The 18,258-nt window shown below is 42.9% G+C and carries 17 protein-coding genes, 3 tRNA genes and 1 pseudogene; 13 read left to right on the top strand and 8 right to left on the bottom strand.

The features are described 5' to 3' along the window. Positions 1 to 254: 254 nt before the first annotated feature. Together V7K21_RS10665 and V7K21_RS10660 are read right to left on the bottom strand one after the other, a co-directional pair. A complete protein-coding gene (locus V7K21_RS10665; RefSeq protein ID WP_335173979.1) occupies positions 255 to 1,106 on the bottom strand; it encodes a CmcJ/NvfI family oxidoreductase in 852 nt (283 codons plus the stop codon). A 77-nt stretch (positions 1,107 to 1,183) separates the two neighbouring features. Next, positions 1,184 to 1,867, bottom strand: a complete 684-nt coding sequence (locus tag V7K21_RS10660; RefSeq protein ID WP_335173977.1) for a glutathione S-transferase family protein — start codon at positions 1,865 to 1,867, stop codon at positions 1,184 to 1,186. 222 nt (positions 1,868 to 2,089) lie between these two features. On the opposite strand from V7K21_RS10660, the gene V7K21_RS10655 reads away from it, so the two are divergent. After that, a complete protein-coding gene (locus V7K21_RS10655) occupies positions 2,090 to 2,458 on the top strand; it encodes a hypothetical protein (RefSeq protein WP_335173975.1) in 369 nt (122 codons plus the stop codon). Positions 2,459 to 2,479: 21 nt separating this feature from the next. Here V7K21_RS10655 and V7K21_RS10650 read toward each other — a convergent pair whose 3' ends face one another. Further along, a complete protein-coding gene (locus V7K21_RS10650; RefSeq protein WP_335173973.1) occupies positions 2,480 to 3,262 on the bottom strand; it encodes a TrmH family RNA methyltransferase in 783 nt (260 codons plus the stop codon). A gap of 137 nt (positions 3,263 to 3,399) precedes the next feature. Continuing rightward, positions 3,400 to 3,480: transfer RNA gene (locus V7K21_RS10645), tRNA-Leu, on the bottom strand. 408 nt (positions 3,481 to 3,888) lie between these two features. On the opposite strand from V7K21_RS10645, the gene murA reads away from it, so the two are divergent. The 9 genes from murA (at position 3,889) to V7K21_RS10600 (ending at position 10,340) form a co-directional block, all read left to right on the top strand. Beyond that, complete coding sequence (gene murA, locus V7K21_RS10640) at positions 3,889 to 5,256, top strand: UDP-N-acetylglucosamine 1-carboxyvinyltransferase (RefSeq protein ID WP_335174052.1); 1,368 nt, start codon at positions 3,889 to 3,891, stop codon at positions 5,254 to 5,256. A gap of 187 nt (positions 5,257 to 5,443) precedes the next feature. Further along, positions 5,444 to 6,322 (top strand): M48 family metallopeptidase, encoded by an 879-nt coding sequence (locus V7K21_RS10635; RefSeq protein WP_335173971.1) that lies wholly within the window; start codon positions 5,444 to 5,446, stop codon positions 6,320 to 6,322. A gap of 153 nt (positions 6,323 to 6,475) precedes the next feature. Beyond that, positions 6,476 to 6,784, top strand: coding sequence for a hypothetical protein (locus V7K21_RS10630; RefSeq protein WP_335173969.1), 309 nt, complete (start codon positions 6,476 to 6,478; stop codon positions 6,782 to 6,784). 260 nt (positions 6,785 to 7,044) lie between these two features. Next, positions 7,045 to 8,166: an alpha-hydroxy acid oxidase gene (locus V7K21_RS10625; protein WP_335173967.1), complete on the top strand. Its 1,122-nt coding sequence runs from the start codon at positions 7,045 to 7,047 to the stop codon at positions 8,164 to 8,166. A 101-nt stretch (positions 8,167 to 8,267) separates the two neighbouring features. Next, a tRNA-Leu gene (locus V7K21_RS10620) sits at positions 8,268 to 8,351 on the top strand. Between the two features lie 33 nt (positions 8,352 to 8,384). Next, complete coding sequence (locus tag V7K21_RS10615) at positions 8,385 to 8,660, top strand: hypothetical protein (RefSeq protein WP_335173965.1); 276 nt, start codon at positions 8,385 to 8,387, stop codon at positions 8,658 to 8,660. Positions 8,661 to 9,019: 359 nt separating this feature from the next. Next, complete coding sequence (locus V7K21_RS10610; protein WP_335173964.1) at positions 9,020 to 9,157, top strand: hypothetical protein; 138 nt, start codon at positions 9,020 to 9,022, stop codon at positions 9,155 to 9,157. Continuing rightward, positions 9,129 to 9,926, top strand: a complete 798-nt coding sequence (locus V7K21_RS10605; RefSeq protein WP_335173962.1) for a WecB/TagA/CpsF family glycosyltransferase — start codon at positions 9,129 to 9,131, stop codon at positions 9,924 to 9,926. The genes V7K21_RS10610 and V7K21_RS10605 overlap by 29 nt, the downstream gene beginning before the upstream one ends. Positions 9,927 to 10,268: 342 nt before the next feature. Next, positions 10,269 to 10,340: transfer RNA gene (locus V7K21_RS10600), tRNA-Gln, on the top strand. An 80-nt stretch (positions 10,341 to 10,420) separates the two neighbouring features. Here V7K21_RS10600 and V7K21_RS10595 read toward each other — a convergent pair. Further along, on the bottom strand, positions 10,421 to 10,900 hold the full coding sequence (locus V7K21_RS10595; protein WP_335173960.1) for a hypothetical protein: 480 nt from the start codon (positions 10,898 to 10,900) through the stop codon (positions 10,421 to 10,423). Between the two features lie 228 nt (positions 10,901 to 11,128). Here V7K21_RS10595 and V7K21_RS10590 point away from each other — a divergent pair, with 228 nt between their 5' ends. Continuing rightward, positions 11,129 to 12,427 carry a hypothetical protein gene (locus tag V7K21_RS10590; protein ID WP_335173958.1) on the top strand — a complete coding sequence of 433 codons (1,299 nt, stop codon included), beginning with the start codon at positions 11,129 to 11,131 and terminating at the stop codon, positions 12,425 to 12,427. Between the two features lie 76 nt (positions 12,428 to 12,503). On the opposite strand, the gene V7K21_RS10585 is transcribed toward V7K21_RS10590, so the two are convergent. Further along, positions 12,504 to 13,649: a SpoIID/LytB domain-containing protein gene (locus V7K21_RS10585; RefSeq protein WP_335173956.1), complete on the bottom strand. Its 1,146-nt coding sequence runs from the start codon at positions 13,647 to 13,649 to the stop codon at positions 12,504 to 12,506. Positions 13,650 to 13,792: 143 nt separating this feature from the next. On the opposite strand from V7K21_RS10585, the gene V7K21_RS10580 reads away from it, so the two are divergent. After that, on the top strand, positions 13,793 to 13,954 hold the full coding sequence (locus V7K21_RS10580; RefSeq protein ID WP_335173954.1) for a hypothetical protein: 162 nt from the start codon (positions 13,793 to 13,795) through the stop codon (positions 13,952 to 13,954). A 93-nt stretch (positions 13,955 to 14,047) separates the two neighbouring features. Here the strand turns inward: V7K21_RS10580 and V7K21_RS10575 are convergent, their stop codons facing one another. Both V7K21_RS10575 and V7K21_RS10570 read right to left on the bottom strand, forming a co-directional pair. Beyond that, positions 14,048 to 16,261, bottom strand: a complete 2,214-nt coding sequence (locus tag V7K21_RS10575) for a GumC family protein (protein ID WP_335173952.1) — start codon at positions 16,259 to 16,261, stop codon at positions 14,048 to 14,050. A 569-nt stretch (positions 16,262 to 16,830) separates the two neighbouring features. Beyond that, a complete protein-coding gene (locus V7K21_RS10570) occupies positions 16,831 to 17,790 on the bottom strand; it encodes a ribonuclease Z (protein WP_335173951.1) in 960 nt (319 codons plus the stop codon). 70 nt (positions 17,791 to 17,860) lie between these two features. On the opposite strand from V7K21_RS10570, the pseudogene V7K21_RS10565 reads away from it, so the two are divergent. Beyond that, positions 17,861 to 17,992: pseudogene (locus tag V7K21_RS10565) on the top strand (IS701 family transposase); the annotation flags it as partial. Between the last annotated feature and the right edge of the window lie 266 nt (positions 17,993 to 18,258).

Raw genomic sequence — 18,258 nt, 5'->3', positions numbered from 1 at the left:
CATGGGGAATAGGGAACGAGTCTTTGAACTCCATAAATGAGTCTTTGATACTCGTGAATCAGTCTTTAATACTCGCTGACGAGTCTTTGAACTCCGTGAATGAGTCTTTGACACTCGCCGACGAGTCTTTAATACTCGTGAATGAGTCTTTGAACTCCGTGAATGAGTCTTTGAACTCCGTGAATGAGTCTTTGATACTCGCCGACGAGTCTTTGAACTCCACTCGCCAGTCCCCCTGCTCCCCTGCCTATTTCTTATGCGGCATAGAAAACCAATGTCCGCAACTCAATACTCTCACGTGGCGGGGCATCCGGTTGGCTTGTTGGGTCATCAAATGCAGTATGGGCGGTGAACCGCGCCAAACCTTTCTCTGCTGAGTCAAAACACTTGATGAGTAGCGCCTCGTTCCGTTGCATTTGTGGAAAGTAGAACCACTGATGTTTCGGGTTGTACGTAATCGCGTAGGTTTCCCCGACGCGATCGCGATATACAAGGTCAGTAGCCACAAGGTCTGTTGGTACCATACTTTGGGCGTCACACACCGCTAATGGAGACTCCTGCACTGGCCCTGCGATCGGTCGCCAGAGGTTGACTACACTGAATCTGTGCTGTAGAAGCTCATCGGGGTCTTCAGTACCGATTGCTTCCAACACCGCACGGGCGCGACTATAGCCAGACTTAGCAGTGAAGTCGTTGTGTACGCCCCTTACGGGCGTCTTGATGCCTTGCTCCCCCTGCTTCGCCCGTTCGGCATTACGGAGGTTGTGATCGAACACTATCACCTTTTGGGCACCTGTCAAATCCTTGAGGAATTGCTCGGCCTCAGGGTAGTAAACGTGGCGTACCTCATTTTGATCATAAAAGTCTTTAATAGTGGTGTGGTGTTCGGCCAAGGCGAATCCCTGTTGATCCAAGGACACATCTTGTGAGATTGTCCGAGCATCGTAGATTGGCAGTTTGTATACTTCATACTTCCCGCTTTGCTGTGGAATCCCTGGCGGTGGTTCGTAGGTGTAGTTGACAGGTTTTTCTGCTGTCGGGGTGAGGTAATTAAGTTCTCCCTCAACGCGTGGCAGATCCTTGAACAATTGACTATTTAAGCTCATTGGTTAATCTCCCAGTGAATTCAACAATGTTTTAATGACAGAGGACAGGGACTTTAGCCTGCTCTTTATTTCTTGTCTTACTTTTGAGCAGAAGCAACAGCAGTGGGCGCACCAAGAATCTTGGCAAATCGTTCTAAATAGAAGCTTGCAGGATTTTCTACAGCCCGAATTGACTCGCGATCGCGCACAGTATTCCACCATTTCTGCAAGCGAGGGGTTTGTGTTGGTAAGGTGAAATTGCGGAAGTGTTCCAGGAGGGGCAAGCGTTCAAACCAGGGATAAAAGCTAATATCGACTAAACTTAGCTGATCTCCTAACCAGTAAGGACCATCACCAGAGAGCTTACCTAGTCCTTCTTGCTCAATGTACAATAGCGATTCCAAAAACTCTCTTTGTCCCTGTCCCTGTTCTTGAGCATCTTTACCACGCAAGAGTTTGTTAAAGGCAGGTACAAAGCGAGTGTTGGCATAGTCGATCCAGATCCGAGCGATCGCTTTAGCACCTGGATCGCGGGGTAATAAAGGTGGTTCTGGGAAGACTTCATCGAGATATTCGTTGATGATGGCAGACTCATAAATTTCGATATTCCCATGTTTGATGGCAGGGACTTTGCCGTAGCGCGAAATCTGAGTGTAGCCATCTGGTTTATTTTGTAAGTCAATTTCAGTGGCGCTAAAGTCAATTCCTTTTTCCAGTAAAACCACACGGGTTCTTTGGGAAAAGGTGGAGGCTTTAGCAAAGTAAAGTTGTACGGTGCTCATAAAATACTTTCCTTATAAATATTGCGTAGACGCGCAGTATACCTAGACATTGCCTACTTGGCACGCAAAAAAAGTGCTATCACATACAGGATAGCATACTACGGTTAATCGGTCTGATTAGCGTACAATTGGTTAAAAATATCTCATAGTCTTTACAAAAATACAAGTCTCAACAATTGCAGACGGCTTGGCAAAAGTGACCAAAGCCAAGTATCGATATTCTTGATAACCACTGCTAAAGTTGATACAGCATACAATTATGATGTTACAAGTGCAAAACTTAAATCTGTAGGAACTGCAATCAAAATTAGGTCAATAAATCAGGATTTTCAAGTCAATATTATGGAGCCAATTCAGCCACAACAGCGCCGCGCCGCTGATCAAGTGTTTCAACAATCCCTCGATCAGTTGGAGGATATCTTACAAGAAAGTTCAACTGAGGAAGAAGAAATCCCACAACTCCCACAATTGGATACTAGTAGTCTCAGTGAAGTCGAAGCTCAAGACTTGATAAATATTGATTTAGCGGCTCTTGAGGACGCAGTTGCTGATATTGAACAATATCTTGAAGAAATAACAAAAACGAAATAGGGGTAAAAAGTTAAAATTCAATTACTGACAAATCATTTGCCGCCGAGCTTCGTACAACATTAAAGCGGCTGCGATCGCCACATTCAAAGATTCCACCCCAGGACTCAAAGGAATTCTTACTTGCTTGTCTGCGATCGCGGCCAAGTCTGCTGACAATCCAGCACCTTCATTTCCCAGTAAAATTAGACTGGGTTTTCGCCAGTCCACCTCCCAATAAGTTAAAGTCGCACTGGGTAAGGTTGCCACTACCTGCATTCCTGCCTCCTGACTTTGTTGAACTGTCGCTTTTAAATCTTCGGTTACCGCCGTTGCTAGGCGAAACCATTGCCCTGCTGAAGCACGGAGAACTTTAGGGCTATCTAAATCTACGCTATCTCCACTTATCCACAACCCAGATGCTCCAGCGGCAGCAGCAGTGCGGATCATCGTACCCAGATTCCCCGGATCTTGAACCGTTTCTAAAGCTAGGACTAAACCAGTCAATGGTAGTTGAGTTTGGCCAACGATTCGTTTTGCCGTTGCCACCACACCATCTGGTTGGACTGTAGTAGCGATCGCATTTAATACTTCCTCGCTCACAATTTCGGTGCGATCGCTTTTACTACAAGCTTGTGACCACAGTGAGGAGTGGGCTGCTTGCCAATCTGAAGTACAACATACTGTTTCTAGCGGGTAATTAACCGCACAAGCTTCCTCTAACAGGTGCGTCCCTTCTAGTAAAAATAACTGCTGCTTGTGCCGCTCCTTGGTGGAGTGGAGTTTGCGAATTTGCTTGACTAAGGAATTTTGTAAACTGGTCAACACGATTTTGGATTTTGGATTTTGGATTAATCTAAAAGACGCTCGCGGACTCGCTCTAAGCGTTCGCGCAGCGTCTTGTAGAGAAGCTATGCCGCAGGCTTTACGCTGCGCTATCGGCAATCTAAAATCTAATATTAATATGCGGAACCCGGGACTTGAACCCGGAAGCCTTGCGGCACTAGAACCTGAATCTAGCGCGTCTGCCATTCCGCCAGTTCCGCTGGCAATTATCTTTATTTACAATTTATTATTATCGCGTATTTTTTCCCCTTTGTCAAGTTAAAATATCACACTTCCTTAAAAATCTCAATCTGGAAACGAGTTTTTTAGGAGATAGGTGGAATCAAAATATTAACTCAACAGTACAGCATTTATTTTTAGAGAACACTTAAGTTATTTTACTGAGTATTTAATTTTGCTTAAACTTACTAATTATTAGTTCTTTTTTGTTAAATTTTCCAAAAGCTCATAAAGCTTACTATTGCTTGTTTTCAGCCATAAAATTTCACTAGAAAAACAATTTTTTCATCCAAGATGTTGTTCTAAAATGTGGACAAATTGAATCTTTACTGTAGAATCAAAACCAACTTCAAGCATATAAAATACGTATTACTTTTGGAGGTAGGCTTATTAATCCTTCTAGCAGCTTACCAGATGCCAAATTTGCTCCAAAAGCAGACTCCTCAGTCTTGCAAATTTGGGGTGGGCATCCTTTGCGAGGTCATGTGAAAATTAGCGGGGCAAAAAATGCAGCACTGGTAATCATGGCTGGAGCCTTGCTGTGTCCGGGCGATTGTCGTATCCGCAATGTCCCCTTATTAGCGGACGTGGAGCGGATGGGTCAGGTATTATCGGCTTTGGGTGTACGCTTTACACGGCAAGGTGATATTTTAGACATCAACGCCAGCGAAATTAAAACATCAAAAGCTCCCTACGAACTAGTTACCCAATTGAGGGCGAGTTTTTTCGCCATTGGAGCCATTCTGGCAAGATTGGGAGTAGCGCAGATGCCCTTACCAGGCGGTTGTGCTATTGGAGCCAGACCAGTTGACTTGCATGTCCGGGGACTGCAAGCAATGGGAGCTGAGGTACAAATTGAGCATGGCATTTGTAATGCCTACGTCCCTGGCAGCAGCCGGAGATTAAAAGGTGCGAAGATTTACTTAGACATCGCTAGCGTCGGAGCGACGGAAAACTTGATGATGGCGGCTACCCTGGCAGAGGGTGAAACGATCATTGAAAATGCTGCCAGAGAACCGGAAGTAGTTGATTTAGCTAACTTCTGTAACGCGATGGGAGCCAAGATTCAGGGGGCAGGGACTAGCAGGATTATTATTGAAGGAGTCCCCAAGTTACATTCTGTTGACTACAGTATTATTCCCGATCGCATTGAGGCTGGGACGTTTTTGCTGGCAGCAGCAATTACCCGCTCAGAACTTACCCTTTCGCCGGTGGCTCCAGAACATCTTGTACCAGTGATTGCCAAGTTGCGGGATATTGGGGTGACAATAATTGAGGAAAAGCCTGAATACTTACGCGTTCTGCCAGCGGAAACCCTCAAGGCAACGGATATTGAAACTCAATACCATCCAGGTTTTCCCACAGATATGCAAGCGCCGTTCATGGCTTTGCTGGCATTGGCGGAAGGCGACAGCGTGATTAACGAATCCGTCTTTGAAAATCGCTTACGTCATGCCTCAGAGTTGAATCGCTTGGGGGCAGATATTCGTGTCAAAGGCAACGCTGCTTTCGTTCGGGGAGTGCCGAAATTGTCTGGCGCACCAGTATTAGGCACAGACTTACGAGCATCGGCAGCGCTAGTCATAGCAGGACTGGCGGCAGAAGGACAAACCACAATTCAGGGATTACAGCACCTAGATCGCGGCTATGATCGACTCGATGTGAAGTTGCAGCAATTGGGAGCTAAAATCCTGCGCGTGGGCGAAACATCAGCAGATGCAGAAATCGCTTCCAGCATTAGTAGCCTGTCAAGTTGAAATTGATCGGTTGAGACTGACGTTGGAACAAGGGAAATGAGGGAAACGAGGGAGACAAAGTAAAATTTTCTCCCCCCGCTCCCCTGCTCCCCCTGCCCACCCTACTTAAATCGTTATACTAACTGTGGGAGGCTGTTTATTTAACCAGCCATATTCCATAGTTGTGTTTTTTATAGCTTGCTGCACTATGTCCTTCTTCAAAACCCCGCTAATTGGTTTAAAAGCTGACTCATTTCGTCATCCATTAGACCTGGAAGCTACCAAAACGCTTAAGCAAATACCAGGCATAGATATGTTAGTGCGAAATTGGCTCGGCCCAATGGCAGAACAGGTTTTCTATGTGGAAAATATTGCCTCCAGCGTTCTGGTGGGTGAACAGCAACTGCCCGATTTATATAAGCTATTGTTAGATGCCTGTAAAATCCTGGATATAGAGCCTCCCCAGTTGTACGTCCGGCAACATCCGGCTCCCAACGCCTATACTTTTGCTGTGCGGGGTAAGCAGCCCTTTGTTGTGCTACACACATCCCTGATTGATATCCTCACACCAGAGGAAATACAAGCAGTAATTGCCCACGAATTGGGGCATCTCAAGTGTGACCATAGCGTTTATTTGACTCCTGTAAATTTATTAATATTAGCTGCGGCGATTGTGCCCAATGTCGGCACCTTCGTTGCTCAAGCAATACAGGCGCAGCTTTTAGAATGGGTTCGCTGTGCTGAGTTTACCTGCGATCGCGCCGCATTACTAGCAACCCAAGACCCCAAAGTTGTTATGTCAGTGTTAATGAAGCTGGCGGGTGGTTCCCTCACCTTAGCGCCACAACTGAATCTCGATGCCTTTGTTGCCCAAGCCCGCGCTTACGATGATATTAGCAAAACCGAACTGGGTGAAATGGTCAAAGCTGCCCGTACAGCCCAATTAACTCATCCAGTACCAGTGCTGCGGGCGCGAGAAATTGACCGTTGGTCAAGCAGCACAGAATATCAAACTCTGTTGCAAAGTCACGGACTTAAGTCTACAAATAATGAAGTTGCACCCAAAGGCGGATGGCGAAACTGGTAGAGCTATTAATTAAATTTGGTTATCCAAATTAGATGTGTTTTAGTTTACAATACTCTAAAGGATTTGCTAAATTGCACATTATAAGTTTCTTCAGGCGAGCTATGGGCAATCGTACTGTAATCTAAAATACTGTTATAGCCAAAAAATCAGCTAATGACCAGGTTTCCTTACGACCAGTTCGCCAAAGACTATCTTAAAAAATTGTTACAACCATTGGGACAAGTGGAAACAAGTCGGAAAGTTCCAGCCCAAATTCGAGATATTGATGTTTATTTTGTACCTCCACCCCAATCCACAAAAAATACAAAAAACACAATAGAATTAGGGCTGTTAGGAAAATTTGCGGCTAAACCTGCATTAGTTGAACCATTTAAAAATGTTGCTACAATTGCGGAGATCCGCAGTTGCATGAATAAGTTATTTGATATCTTTGCTGAAGTAAAACGTCAAGCTATGTTATAGAGAATTTGTTGCAAGTTCGCTTTGGTTTAGATGCAGAACTAAGAGTAATTACTGAAGCTTTATTGGCATTATCTCCAGAGGAATTTACACCTTTATTACTGCAACTATCCAGAGAATAATTATTAAATAGGTTACTTTAGAAGAACTCTATCGGAGATACTGGGTTCTCCACTTTACTAAGAAATCAATGAAAATTTTAAGCTTGTTCAATCGGACAATCGGATTAAAAACATCCAATTGCTTAACCCACAGCCGCTATCATGACAGTTATAACCAACGATGATCGCTTTCAACCCATAAATCTCTTTGAGTACGAAAAGCTAGCAAAAGAGTATCTTTCTCAAATGACGCTCGATTACTATAGCAGTGGTGCTTGGGATGAAATAACATTGCGGGATAATCGTGCTGCCTTTGAGCGAGTCAAGCTGCGACCTCGGATATTAGTCGATGTTAGCGATCGCAATCTAACTACCTCTATTTTAGGACAATCCCTGCAACTACCTTTGTTAATTGCACCGATGGCTTTTCAATGTCTAGCTCATCCAGATGGAGAAGTTGCCACGGCTCTCGCTGCGGCATCAGCTGGTGTAGGCATGGTGTTAAGTACACTGGCAACAAAGAGCATTGAAGAAGTGGTGACTGCATGTGATAAATTTCCAGATTCTCTACGATGGTTCCAGCTTTACAGCCATAAAGATCGGGGATTAACTCGTGCTTTGGTAGAAAAAGCCTATAAAGCAGGCTACAAAGCACTTTGTCTGACTGTAGATGCACCTGTTCTCGGACAACGGGAGAGAGATAGACGTAACGAGTTTGCCTTACCTCCAAACTTACATCTGGCTAATCTCGCCACCATCTCAGGGCTAGATATTTCCCAAGAAAAAGGTGAATCTGGATTATTTACCTACTTTGCCAAACAGCTAAACCCAGCAGTAACTTGGCACGATTTAGAATGGTTGCAATCTTTATCTCCATTACCTTTAGTGATCAAAGGAATTTTACGGGGAGATGATGCTGTTCGGGCTGTAGAGTCCGGAGCTAAAGCAATTGTTGTTTCCAATCATGGTGGTAGACAACTCGATGGTGCGATCGCTTCTTTAGATGCCCTAGCGGAAGTAGTAACAGCAGTGGATGGTAAAGTAGAAGTGCTGTTGGATGGAGGCATTCGTAGGGGTACAGACATTCTCAAAGCTCTGGCATTAGGAGCAAAAGCGGTACTGATCGGACGACCCATTTTGTGGGGACTAGCAGTAGCAGGACAAGTTGGTGTATCTCATGTCATCTCACTCCTACAAGATGAGTTCAATCTGGGAATGGCACTTAGCGGCTGTGCCAAACTACAGGATATTGACCCTAGTTTATTGACCCTGCCACGCCTTTAAGCCTTATAAAAGCTATTATTCCAGCAAAACTTTCAGAATTAATTTTCAGACTAGTTACAAAGTCCCTTAATTAGAGTATAATAGTTAAGATTACATATAACGGGCGGGTGGCGAAACTGGTAGACGCACCACACTCAAAATGTGGCGGCCTTGCGGTCATAGGAGTTCGATTCTCCTCCTGCCCACTAGCAAATAAGTACTAAAGAGGTTATAAAGTAATGCGCCTGAAAAGATGGGAATCTCCCCGTAAAGAAGGCAGGAATGACAAAGGTAGAGGCGGTTCTGCAAGAAAGCGGCAACTTAGAAAGCAAAGGCAAATGTTACGGCAAAGACTCAAGGAAAGTAAAAAACCAGACAATAACAGAAACAATATAGCAGGGGAAGATAAGCTTATCTTCCCCTTATTTTTTGAGCTTTTATTTGATAAAAAAATAAATTGTAGGGATATTTTACTATATAGAATAAATCAAATTTGTAATAATTTGGGAAAGTAATAAGAAAAAATTATTAGTCATTCTTTAAAATATACTAATTTGAATTAAACCTCTTGAGCATAAATTTACGTATCAAAATCATCAGACTAAGTGTCTGGTATTTAACTTCGCCATCTGATTTGTAAATGTACTAAATATTACACCAGTAAATATATATCCATAGGAATTTATCGCAATTGTAATGCTTGGATGAATCTATCAAAAATTAATTATAAAGGAAGTATGAATTTTGGCAAACAGCGTCTGAAATCCTTAGCTTAAAACAGTAAGCTAGGACACAACAGCAAATAATTCTAGTATTACCGATTAAGCCAAAAGTATACTAAGAAGGCAATTGCACCTCCACGTGTTAACTTCCAATGATGACACAAGCCGACAAAAAGTCAGGAGTCATCCAATCCAAATTATTCAATATTCGGATTGGTCTAGGTAATCTATGGATTTTTTTCTTGGACACAGGAGTTATTGATGGTGGCAAGAGTGCTTCTACCTACTAAAAAAGTGCTTGATTTTCCTATTACTGCTTTACGCTTTGATCACCAGGTACAAACAATACTGAAGTGGGCCAATAAGCGTGAAAGTAAAACTGTATATGTAGCCAATGTACATATGCTCATTGAAGCTCATTGGAATCCAGAGTTTGCTACCGTATTACGAAATGCAGATATAGTTACTCCTGATGGTATGCCTCTTGTATGGATGATGCGAAAAATGGGAGCGCTTTACCAAGACCGTGTGGCAGGGATGGATATTTTCCTGGCATTGTGTCAGCTAACTCAAACACAAAACCTTAGTATTTTCTTTCTAGGTTCCCAAACAGAAATTCTTTCTAGAATGCGAAAAAGGTTAGAGCAGGAATTTCCCCAGATGAAGATTGCGGCGATGGAACCTTTACCCTTTCGTCCCCTGACTGAAACTGAAGACGAAGCTTTGGTTCAAAAGATTAATTCTAGTGGTGCCAGCACCATCTTAGTGTCTCTGGGATGTCCCAAACAAGAAAATTGGATAGCTCAACATAAGGGTAAGATACAAGCTGTAATGATTGGACTGGGTGGAGTTTTCCCAGTTTATGCAGGAATTCATAAGCGGGCACCTCGCATAGTTCGAGACTTAGGACTTGAATGGCTGTATCGATGGATTCAAGAACCGCGCCGACTCTGCAGTCGCTATGCTAAGACCATTCCACTATTTATATGGCTGGCTACGAAGCAACTACTATCATCAAGTCGTATTGCAGGGGTCTTCCTTCACGACACTGGGGATTAAGGAAAAGGAAATAGGGTAAGACCATCCGTGAGAGGTTAAGGTGATAAATAATTTATGAATAAGTAATAGTGCTTAAAATTCTGTCGAAAGGAGGGTAAAAAACACAATTTTTGGGCTAGCGATGCCTACGGCAGGCTACGCCTATACATCATTAAAAAAACGTCAGTTGGACGATACAGCCAAACGTTGATTCTAGCTTCATCCCAAAATGATCAAAGAGGCTAAGTGTAAGCATTCCGACCAATCAATGTTCTGCTGTAAAAACCCATTACCTGAAACCAACTATTAAAGTACTTGACATTAAACCAGAACTAAGTGCTATATTAACTATAGGGAAATCATTGGGGCGTCGCCAAGTGGTAAGGCAGCGGGTTTTGGTCTCGCCATCCCTGGGTTCGAATCCTAGCGCCCCAGTTAATCTAAAGGCAGGCAATTACAGCCTGTATTTTATTACATTTTTAAGATGCATTAAGTGGCATCTAATTCTCTAAATGTTATTTGTCAGGCGATTTGAGAGCTTGATCCAGCGTTTGCCGAGCCTGTTCTGCTTTAGATCGCGCTTCCTGGTAACGCACATTAGCTTGGGCAAAATTTTTGAGAACTTTAAAACCTTCCTTGAGTCGAGTAATTTCCTCTTCAGTTACCGACTCGTCAGAGAACAGAACATCAACAGCTTTGCGAATTTCCAACGCTTCAGTTCGTGACTCCTGAACTTTCAGCTTGAGTGTGGCCAAGTTACTTAGCACCTGAACAGCTTGTGTAATGGTATCCTCACCGCTAGCAGCATCAATGGTTGGCTCTTTAATCTCAATTAATTGTTGAGGTCCAAATCCTTCTTCCAGTTCCGTGGGTAGCTTACCTGCATCCATCAGTTCCATCAGCTGATCCATTGCTTTGTCACGGGCTTTGGCTGAATCTTTTCCAGAAACAGTGAGGATAATTTCTGGGCTTTGAGCGAGAGTGTACTGAACCATATTTGATTTGAGCAGAAAATTTGCAGGTTAACCAAGCTGAGGAAAATAATTATAACATCTTGCGTGTCAGGTTATTTATTGGTAAATCTATTTCAGTGTCGGTTTGCCAAATTCATGTGATTTATATTTTTAATGATTTCATGCTTCAATCCTGCACCTGCCAAGTCGCTCAAAATAAAACTTTATACTTAAGAAAAGGGGAATAAGTTTCAATAGGAGGGGAGAGCAATGGCTCCCAGTCCCACCATCATGCAAGCTGTGGAACAGCTGGGTTATCGTGTCACCGTTGGTGATGTGGCAACTCAGGCAGGATTGAACGTCGCTGAAGCTAATCAAAGCTTGTTAGCCCTGGCATCTGATGCTGGGGGACATTTGCAGGTAGCTGATTCAGGTGATATAGTTTACCTTTTCCCACCAAATTTTCGAGCAATTTTGCGTAATAAATATTTCCGGTTACGATTGCAGGAATGGTGGAAAAAGGTCTGGAGTGTTCTGTTTTACCTGATTCGCATTTCTTTTGGAATTTTCTTAACTCTTTCCATCGTCCTGATAACTGTTACTATCTTCATTATCATTACCTCTATCAATTCAGACCGTGACAGCAACAATCGGGGCAGTAATTCCGGCGGTGGGGGGTTTTTCTATTTTCCAAATTTATTTTGGTATCTTAGCCCAAATTATGACACCCACTACCAGGAACGACGACGTGGAAGCCGGGAAGAAAGCAATCTGAATTTCTTTGAAGCTGTGTTTTCGTTTTTGTTTGGTGATGGGAATCCAAACGCCAACTTAGAAGAACGCCGCTGGCAAGAAATTGCTACGGTGATTCGGAGTAACCGTGGCGCAGTGGTAGCAGAACAAATTGCCCCATACTTGGATGACATTGGCGAGGGATATACAAGAGAGTATGAAGATTATATGCTGCCTGTTCTGACGCGATTTAATGGGCAACCGACGGTAAGTCCGGAAGGGCAAATTGTTTATTACTTCCCAGAGTTGCAGGTGAGTGCAATTAAAAAACGCCGTCATTCAATATCAGCTTATTTGGAGGAATTACCTTGGCGTTTTAGTGCTGCAAGTTCAGGGCAAATTATGCTGAGTGCTGGGTTGGGTGTACTAAATTTTGTTGGTGCTTTAGTACTGGGAAGTTTGTTGAGAGATGGCACAGTTGCTGTCCAATTAGGTGGACTGGTAGCTTTTGTGCAAGGAATTTATTGGCTGCTATTGGCTTACGGAGCAGGTTTCTTAGGTGTACCGTTATTGCGTTATTTCTGGATTCGGTGGCGTAATCGCAAAATTGTTGATCGCAATCGCGATCGCCTTTCCCGATCAAGGCTATTAGCAAGTCCTGATGCACCTTTGCAACAAAAAATCGACTATGCTCAACAATTTGCAACAGAAAAAGTTATTGGCAATGAAGATTTAGTGTATTCTAGCGAAACTGACTTACTCGATCAGGAAGTTGAGCGTTTTACACAAATTGATGCTGAATGGCAACGGCGCTTGGAACGTGGGAGTGGGGAATAGAGTGAAGAGTTGAGAGTGAGGAGTGAATAATTAAGATTTATTTAAAACTCCTAACTTTTAACTCCTAACTTTCTCCTTACTTCGCCTGAATTGGTGTTAAGGCTACACCTTGATAATAATGCCCCAAAATTTGCAAGTGGTTCACTCCCTGCCGAGCCAGATTATACGCCCCCCACTGACTCATGCCCAAACCATGACCAAAGCCAAGCCCTTGCAGTACAAAACTACCATCGGCTCCCTTGGTGACGCTAAAGCGGGTACTTTTTAACTTGAGGGCTGTCCGCACTTCCTCGCCCTGTAGCACCTTTGTACCCCTGTTGCCGACAATTTTCAAGACTTTGACACTGCGGAAAGGTGAGTATGTCTCCGGAATCATATCCAAGACATTGCCCACCTCAGGAAATTTAGCGCTAATTTCAGTAGGTGAGAAGGTTTTCACCCAACTACACTCTCTGATATTTTGGTCGTAGTCTTGAACAGCCCGTAGGTAAGGTTCGTTGCTTCCCCAAACATCTTCCACATTTTCAGTGTGTCCCCCAGAACAAGCGTGGAAAACTGAAAGAATAATCCGGTTTTTGTAAGTTAGTACCTGCCCTAATGTGGAATCCACTGCGGCGTAAGTAGCAGGAGATTCACTAATGACACCTTTGTAAATTTGCCAACGATCCGGGGTATTGCCTAAATCATAAATAGGATTATTCCGCTGTTTTTCTCGTTCGTAGAGGGCATAGGTGCGGGCTGCGATCGCTTGGGCTTTTAAAGCTTCTTGGGGCCAGCTAGCATCCATTTCGCCACCGATAACGCTGTAGAGATATTCTTGGTCATCAACCCAGTTAACAGCGGTTAAGCCTTTTTCTGTAGGGACAACCAGAGTTCTACCCCGATACCAGCGATCGCCAATATAAACGAATCCTTTACCAGTTGGCTCAATCCAAAATAAACCAGACTGCCACTTATCTAAAGCAACTCCGCCAGGAATGGTTTGGGCATAATATGCACTCATCGCTGGCAACTCTCCGAGAGTCCGGCCAGTACTATCCTTGACGATCCCAGTGGTGGAACTGCCCACTTTTACCTGATTAACCCCTCTCTCAATTGCCACACGCAGAATTACAGATGCTTGGGCTGGGGCAACCAAAGCTATCCACAAAAGGACACTTACCCACGAATGACGTACTTTAATCTGGGAAAAGAAAGAGCCTAAGTAAAGTTGGAATTTCATGCTGATCATCTAATCACACTAGTATCTAATTGACGCTCTCAACTATGGCGTCTACTACTTTGAGATGAGACACTTCTCCAACGCAGGAGGTTGCCACCTCCTACTAATTATGCATTTTGCTTTAGCTATAAAGTAGAAATCAGATGATCTTGACACTCGCTCTTGGCAAGGCTCAGATCGCGGCTTTCTCTGAGAAGTCCGGGATCTGGTTGTTCACGAATGATTTAGGATTGCTATTGCGATCGCGTATACCAGAAGTTATTACCTGTACTTCATCCTACAAATATCAATGCGGTTGCATCTAAAAACCGGACAAAAGAGGACACAGGGACGCGGGGACACTGAGAGTTTCAGGAGCGTCGGTACGTCTCCCATTCTTGGCATCTTCTTCGGTCTGCCTACGATGCCAATACCTTTTGAGAATTGCTCACTTCATTAGCGATAATTCCAATTAAATTCAACTTACTCAAAATTTCTGTAGCTTGAGTCAGTTCACTTCGGGTTACTTTACCCATGCGCTCTACCATTACGATACCATTGCAAAGAGATGCCACAATTCTGGCATCAACTGTGCCTAAAATAGGCGGAGCATCTATCAGTACTAAGTCATATGTTTGCTCAAACAACTCTATTAGTTCTTCCATCCTTCGAGAACTGAGCAACTTCACCGTGTCTTCTGGTACAGGTCCAGCAGTCAAAATATCAATAGAGGGGTGAATAGGCTGGATATAATCTTGAAAATGAGTAGTTGTCTCATCAACTAATAATAGAGATAGTCCCCAGTCATTGGATAGTTCCAAGATTTTGTGCAGGCTAGGATTATGTAGGTTAGCATCAATAACTAATACCCGTCGATGCATTCGGGTAGCACTAGCCACAAGCCCTAATACTAAGGTTGTCTTCCCTTCCCCTGGTAGTGCTGAAGTCAACATCAACGACTTGAAGGGTAAGGGATATTTTAATATTTGAATATTTTGGTAGATCATGTCCAAGGTTTCATGGACGGGCAATTTAGTAGTGGCTTCCACTACAGAGGAATCTGAGGTTTGCTGCCCATTCCAAGGCAGGTTCAGCCGCCGCTTTTTGACACCACGCGACGGTAGTTTTGGTACTGACCCCAGTACACGTAGGTTCGTCAGTTTCTTTAAATCTCCCGTACAATAAATAGCGTCATTAAACTTCTCCAAAATCAGGGCTGCTAAAATACCTAAAATCGGCCCAACTACCCCTCCCCCAACCAAAAGTAATAATATGTTGCTCCCCATATAAATACCTAGAGCCGGTTCTGCTAAAACTTGCCAGTTATATCCTTCCTGAGCAATTTTCAGTCCCAAGGACTGTTGCGCCTGAAGCAGTTGCTCAAGGGTTTTGTGACTAGTTTCTACCTTTGGCAACAGACGGTTATACTCTGCTATTAAACTTGGGTATTTATTTAGCTCAGAGCGAAGTCGCTGTTCTGACTCGGCTAGATTCTTTTCATTGGCAGTTAGTCCTAAGACAGTTGTCTGCACCAAAATAAATTCGTCTACTAGTGTTGGATCAACCCCTACCATTTGCCCTTTTAAGAGCGGTTCTCCTTTACTGCTAGTAGTAATAACTTTCACCTCTTGTCGTAATAGCGACAGTTGACTTTGGCGTTGCTGTTTTAGTTTTTGTACCGATGGGTAATCGTCTGTATAGCGCAGCCGTTCTTTAGCCAATGCTAGTTCAGTCTTTTGAACTTCACTCAATAGTGCTTGGTAGCGGCTTGAGTGATTTAAACGAGAAGATATTAGTTCATTCTGCTGAGATGAAGACGCTATTTGTTGCTCTAGGTTATCGTAACGAGCGTTTACGTCTTGAAGATTGGCACGAGTGCTTTGTAACTGTTGTTGAATATCGGCTAGAGATTCTAGCAGGATTTTACTTTGGACTTCGGGATTGAGTAATTTATGTTTATTGCGAAACTGTTCCAAATTTTTATCAGCTTTACTCACCTCTTTTTTTATCTCAGGTAGGCGAGCGTTTACAAAAGCCAGTCCCTGATTCAGACGTTCTTTTTGTTGCTCTTTGTTGTAGTTTTGATAGACTTTCTGTAAAGATTGAAGCACTCTTTGTGCTTTGACTGGATCGTCATCATCGAAGGAAACTTTAAATACTTGACTAAAAACTTTATTAGCTCCTATGCCCCCTTCTTCTGGAGTCACTTCTAGAGATGTTTTTTTGTTCCGTTGTGTTTGACCATTGATATCCTCTAAGGTAATATTAGGATAATCAGAATGAAGTAAATCTACGGCTTTCTGAAGCAACTTAGAACTCAGCATGAGTTTCATCTGAGTAGTGGAATCAACAACTTGAGAATTGGAATCAGTAACCTGATTATCTGCATCTACTGGGATATTATTTGACTGTGCCCCTTCAGATAAATTGGAACTCACCAATATCTGCATATTGCTCTGGTAAGTAGGTTTAGCAATGACAGCCAAGAGGCTAGCAGCAGACATAACTACACAGGAAACCCCCAAGATCAGAAAGCGGTGACGAAGCAAAATATTAAATAGTTGTCTGATGTCAACTACGCCTGGTGCTGAAGTAGTAACCTGTTGCTCTTGATTCAGACTAGTCTTAGCCACTATCAAACTCCTCTAATATCGAAACACTATATTTATTTGCAAGATTTATGAGAAATGTGAAAGGTTTTTTTACACCTATAGCTGCAACAACATACTTAATTATTATTCCAATAATGACAAGCTCACTTGGCACAATATTATGCCAACTGGCACTTTCATGTTCATCAATTCATGCATATAAATTCTTAATCAGTGTTGAAAGAATAAATTTTCAATAAACATTTTCTTTAAAGAAGAAAAATCTTGACGAAAAATTAATTATTTTTCATAAGTATTTAAGTAAAAAATTTTCAAATTCACCACAATACTATATGTTAAAGTTATTTTGATAACTTTTAATATAAAAACCAAATTAAGAAAAATATTTGAGCCGTACTATTTATTAATTATTGATACACTCAGTTGACCGTAAGTCTTTGGTTAAATAGTCTACTTTATCGCAAAAATAAACTGCTGTTTATTTGCTGGACGTTATGAGTTGGACTACTAAACTCTAAGATAGAGCCTGGTTAATTTTAAATTTTAGATTAGAAGGGTTCAATAGGAAATCTAGAATCTAAAATCAAAATTTAAACGCCTAGCTTGGTTAACTCTACTTCCCGCCGCCTGGGTACTTCATGAGTCATGAAATCATAAGCAATATCAGTACGGGGAAAAATAGCACGGGCTTCCTTAAGTAGATCCTTCAAGTCTAAGGTATTGCCAGGAGCATAGCGGGGACTGAAATGACTCATAATCAGTCGATGTGCCCCAGCAGCTAAAGCTGTTTGTGCTGCCATTGTGGTAGTGGAATGCAATCGCTCAAAAGCCATGTCTGCATCTTGATGGGCAAAGGTTGCTTCGTGAATTAATACATCTGCATCATGAGCTAATTGCACTGCACCATCACAATAAATTGTGTCTGTACAATAGGCAATTTTTCGACCTATTTCTATAGAACCGCATAATTGGGTGCCATCAATCACCCGTCCGTCGCCAAGGGTCACTGTTTCACCGCGCTTGAGTTGACCGTAAATGCGACCAGGAGGAATTTGCAAGGCCTTGGCTTTTTCGATATCAAAACGTCCTGCTCGGTCTTTTTCGGCTACGCGGTAGCCGAAAGCCGTAATGCGGTGATGCAAATTACCACAGCTAACGGTGAAGTCATCGTCTTCATAAATTACTCCTGGACGGATGGCATGGACTTTAATGGGGTAGGAAAAGTGTGTGTAGGAGTAACGGGAGGCAGCTTGAATGTAATCATTTAATCCAGGTGGCCCATATATATCAATTCGTTCCACATTGCCAGCCAAGCCGCAAGTGGCAAGAAGTCCCATCAAGCCAAAGATGTGGTCGCCGTGCATATGAGTGATAAAAATTCGGGAGAGTTGACTGATTTTCAGTTCACTCCGCATAATTTGATGTTGGGTGCCTTCGCCACAGTCGAATAACCACAGTTCTGCCCTTTGGGGTAATCTCAGGGCGACACTGGAAACATTGCGTGATCGTGTAGGTACACCGGAACTCGTCCCTAAAAATGTTATCTGCACAGCGTTCTTTAGTCTTCCTATTGCTCAATTTGCAGCTCTATTTTCTATAGTGACACGGTTAATGAGCAAATTTTTGACGGAAGCACCCTGGTCTAGTAGCCTTGTCAACGAACGTCGGTTGGAAACGATGAACAAGTGTAGCCAGACCAAAATTAACAGACGGTTTAACTTGATAATAGATGATTCTGGACATAGAAAAAGTTAATTGGTTTTTGCCACAAAAGCGGAGAATCGGATTATTGAGTGATACATTTTTGTTGCAGAGATGACTCACCCGGACATCCATGATAATAGTTTTGAGTCCTGCTCATAATTGAGATTAGTAAAGATAACTGAGTGGCAGAAACTGGCACAGTCAAAAGTTGACGATTCTCAGCAATAACAAAAGCCTGCCCGAATGATTTATCGGGAGGCTTTGGTTAGATTATTAAACCTGGCATCGAGCTATTTTTGCGTAGGGCTACCCCT

This window comes from Nostoc sp. (assembly GCF_036919595.1).
Classification (GTDB): domain Bacteria; phylum Cyanobacteriota; class Cyanobacteriia; order Cyanobacteriales; family Nostocaceae; genus Nostoc.
Note: the sequence above shows the minus strand (reverse complement) of the source record. Positions and strands in the feature narration are given on the sequence as shown.

What these genes read in the sequence shown, in the direction of transcription:
- V7K21_RS10590 (WP_335173958.1), top strand. Translation starts at nt 11,129, where the DNA reads ATGGCTCCCAGTCCCACCATCATGCAAGCTGTGGAACAGCTGGGTTAT.
- V7K21_RS10665 (WP_335173979.1), bottom strand. Translation starts at nt 1,106, where the DNA reads ATGAGCTTAAATAGTCAATTGTTCAAGGATCTGCCACGCGTTGAGGGA.
- V7K21_RS10585 (WP_335173956.1), bottom strand. Translation starts at nt 13,649, where the DNA reads ATGAAATTCCAACTTTACTTAGGCTCTTTCTTTTCCCAGATTAAAGTA.
- V7K21_RS10615 (WP_335173965.1), top strand. Translation starts at nt 8,385, where the DNA reads ATGCGCCTGAAAAGATGGGAATCTCCCCGTAAAGAAGGCAGGAATGAC.
- V7K21_RS10660 (WP_335173977.1), bottom strand. Translation starts at nt 1,867, where the DNA reads ATGAGCACCGTACAACTTTACTTTGCTAAAGCCTCCACCTTTTCCCAA.
- V7K21_RS10580 (WP_335173954.1), top strand. Translation starts at nt 13,793, where the DNA reads ATGATCTTGACACTCGCTCTTGGCAAGGCTCAGATCGCGGCTTTCTCT.
- V7K21_RS10605 (WP_335173962.1), top strand. Translation starts at nt 9,129, where the DNA reads ATGGTGGCAAGAGTGCTTCTACCTACTAAAAAAGTGCTTGATTTTCCT.
- V7K21_RS10610 (WP_335173964.1), top strand. Translation starts at nt 9,020, where the DNA reads ATGATGACACAAGCCGACAAAAAGTCAGGAGTCATCCAATCCAAATTA.
- V7K21_RS10635 (WP_335173971.1), top strand. Translation starts at nt 5,444, where the DNA reads ATGTCCTTCTTCAAAACCCCGCTAATTGGTTTAAAAGCTGACTCATTT.
- V7K21_RS10595 (WP_335173960.1), bottom strand. Translation starts at nt 10,900, where the DNA reads ATGGTTCAGTACACTCTCGCTCAAAGCCCAGAAATTATCCTCACTGTT.
- V7K21_RS10625 (WP_335173967.1), top strand. Translation starts at nt 7,045, where the DNA reads ATGACAGTTATAACCAACGATGATCGCTTTCAACCCATAAATCTCTTT.
- V7K21_RS10630 (WP_335173969.1), top strand. Translation starts at nt 6,476, where the DNA reads ATGACCAGGTTTCCTTACGACCAGTTCGCCAAAGACTATCTTAAAAAA.